The sequence below is a fragment of the Collinsella aerofaciens genome, from assembly GCF_018785265.1.
In the GTDB taxonomy this organism is placed as follows: domain Bacteria; phylum Actinomycetota; class Coriobacteriia; order Coriobacteriales; family Coriobacteriaceae; genus Collinsella; species Collinsella aerofaciens_AI.
In genome coordinates this window covers 1-1,899 of sequence record NZ_WQPK01000061.1, presented here as the reverse complement: position 1 = coordinate 1,899, position 1,899 = coordinate 1, and the positions used below count along the sequence as shown (strand labels likewise).

2 protein-coding genes are annotated in these 1,899 nt (G+C 57.2%); both read right to left on the bottom strand.

What is annotated here, in order from left to right; translation table 11 throughout:
* Positions 1 to 614 (bottom strand): PTS mannose/fructose/sorbose/N-acetylgalactosamine transporter subunit IIC (locus tag GPK42_RS09910; protein ID WP_215694975.1); only part of this gene is annotated, 614 nt, incomplete at its 3' end.
* Between the two features lie 225 nt (positions 615 to 839).
* Entirely contained in the window at positions 840 to 1,730 is an 891-nt protein-coding gene (locus GPK42_RS09905; RefSeq protein ID WP_324252605.1) for a DMT family transporter, read from the bottom strand.
* Positions 1,731 to 1,899 lie beyond the last annotated feature (169 nt).

Genomic DNA, 1,899 nt, shown 5'->3' with positions numbered 1-1,899 from the left:
AAGGGCACGAGCTGCTTGGTGAGCACCAGGCGGCCGAGCATGGCGAAGCCCATGGCCGGCAGGATGTTGGCGGCAACGCCGCAACCGTCAATCACAAAGGGCGGGATGAAGTCGAGCAGGCCCTGGATGGCGCCGGAACCCAGATAGAAGGCGCCGCCACACAGCAGGAAGTACTCGAGGCAGCCCCAAAGTCCAAGTCCCCAATGAACGGCGTAGATGCCTTTGAGGTTTCCCTTGAGGGCGAACTTGTCTGCCATGTCGACAAACACGGCGAACAGAGCGTTGGTAATGTTGCCGATCGTCAGCGAAAGGACGGCGATGGGCATGGCGAGTGCGATGGCCGTCTCGGTACCCTGACCGAGCTGAATGGCAAACGCGCAGGCGAGCACGCCGCCGACGGTTTCGTTAGGCGGCACGTAGGCGCCGATGGAGATCGAGCCCATGAACAGCAGCTCAAGGCTTGCACCTACGGCAAGGCCAGTCTGCAGGTCCCCCAGCACCAGGCCCACGAGCGGGCACAGGACGATGGGGCGGAATGCGTAGAGGGTGCCGAGCTGGTAGTCGAGGCATCCAAACGCTCCGACTAAGCCGACGAGGATTGCTTGGACAAGCATAATTCCTCCCAATAAGGAATATCGAACCGTCGTCACACCCGCCGCGCGCGTTGTTGATATCAATTCCGGGAGTTCGATCACACGGCTCGAAGCGTACCTGGTGTGCTGCGAACACCCATGCCAGGTACAAATGATTTGATACCAATTATAGATATGCAGGTTCTTACTATTTAATACCACTCGCTCAGCGGGGTGTTTTTTACCGTAAACGGCAGACGTATCCCATCAGGCGCGCTCTTTGTTTCGATGGCGGACAAGCGCCACCAGAAAGCCATCGCCAAAGGCATCGTATGCCAAGTTGCCTACAATCACCAAAACGATTATCGCCGCGCCCAAAAACTCGTTCCAGCGAAAGACCTCGCCAAAGAGGAGCGCCGACCAGCAGGGAGCGAGCACGACCTCGCTCATGCAGACCAAGTTGGCCGCAAACGCGTTAGTGCGCGCAATCCCCTTGGCATACAGCACGCTCGCAAGGCCACTGCAAAAAAGCCCATGCACCAGCATGAGTCCCCACTCAAATGGTCTCACGGAGTCTAGGGCGCCGGCAAAATAGACGATCGGCAGCATCGAGATACCGCAGGAGATGAGCGAGGACACCATGGGCGACGCATCGGGGCGAGAGTTCAAAAAGAAACACAGCCCAAAGGTGGCGCCCGAAATGACGGCAAGCAGGTTGCCGAGCATGCCCTCGGCACTCAAATCGCCTAAAAAGAAAAGTCCCATACCCGTAAAGGCAACCACCACGGAGGCAATCTTCGCAGGTGAGGGCAACGTGCGAGTTGCGAGCGATTGATACACGATAACGAAAATCATCGAGGTGTACTGCAGAACGATCGCGTTGCCGACCGTCGTGAGCTGGTTGGCAAAGTTAAACGTGGTGCCCGTCACGAAGTTGCAGACGGCCACAAGGACAATAAGACGGCTGACGCGGAGGACGGGCCTGCCAACGAGCAGGATAAAGAGCGCCATAAATATTGCCGTAACGGCACCGATCAAAAGAGCTGACTGCGAATTGGCGCGAACGAGGATGCCGATAAAACTCCACAAGAGCGCCGTGCCAAATAGATACATCGCCCCGCTCACGCCATTATCGGGTGAATTGTCAGATCGAATCACGAAGCACCTCCAGCTAGCTTTCGGTAATAAAAAACGGCGACCGCAATGGGTCGCCGTTTCCCTTGGGGGCAGAATAAAACGCAGGAACCTACGCCAGCACGCCGAAGAACGCGCCGATGATGCCCACGACCATGGTGGCCACGATCAGCACCATGGGGTTGATCTTCTT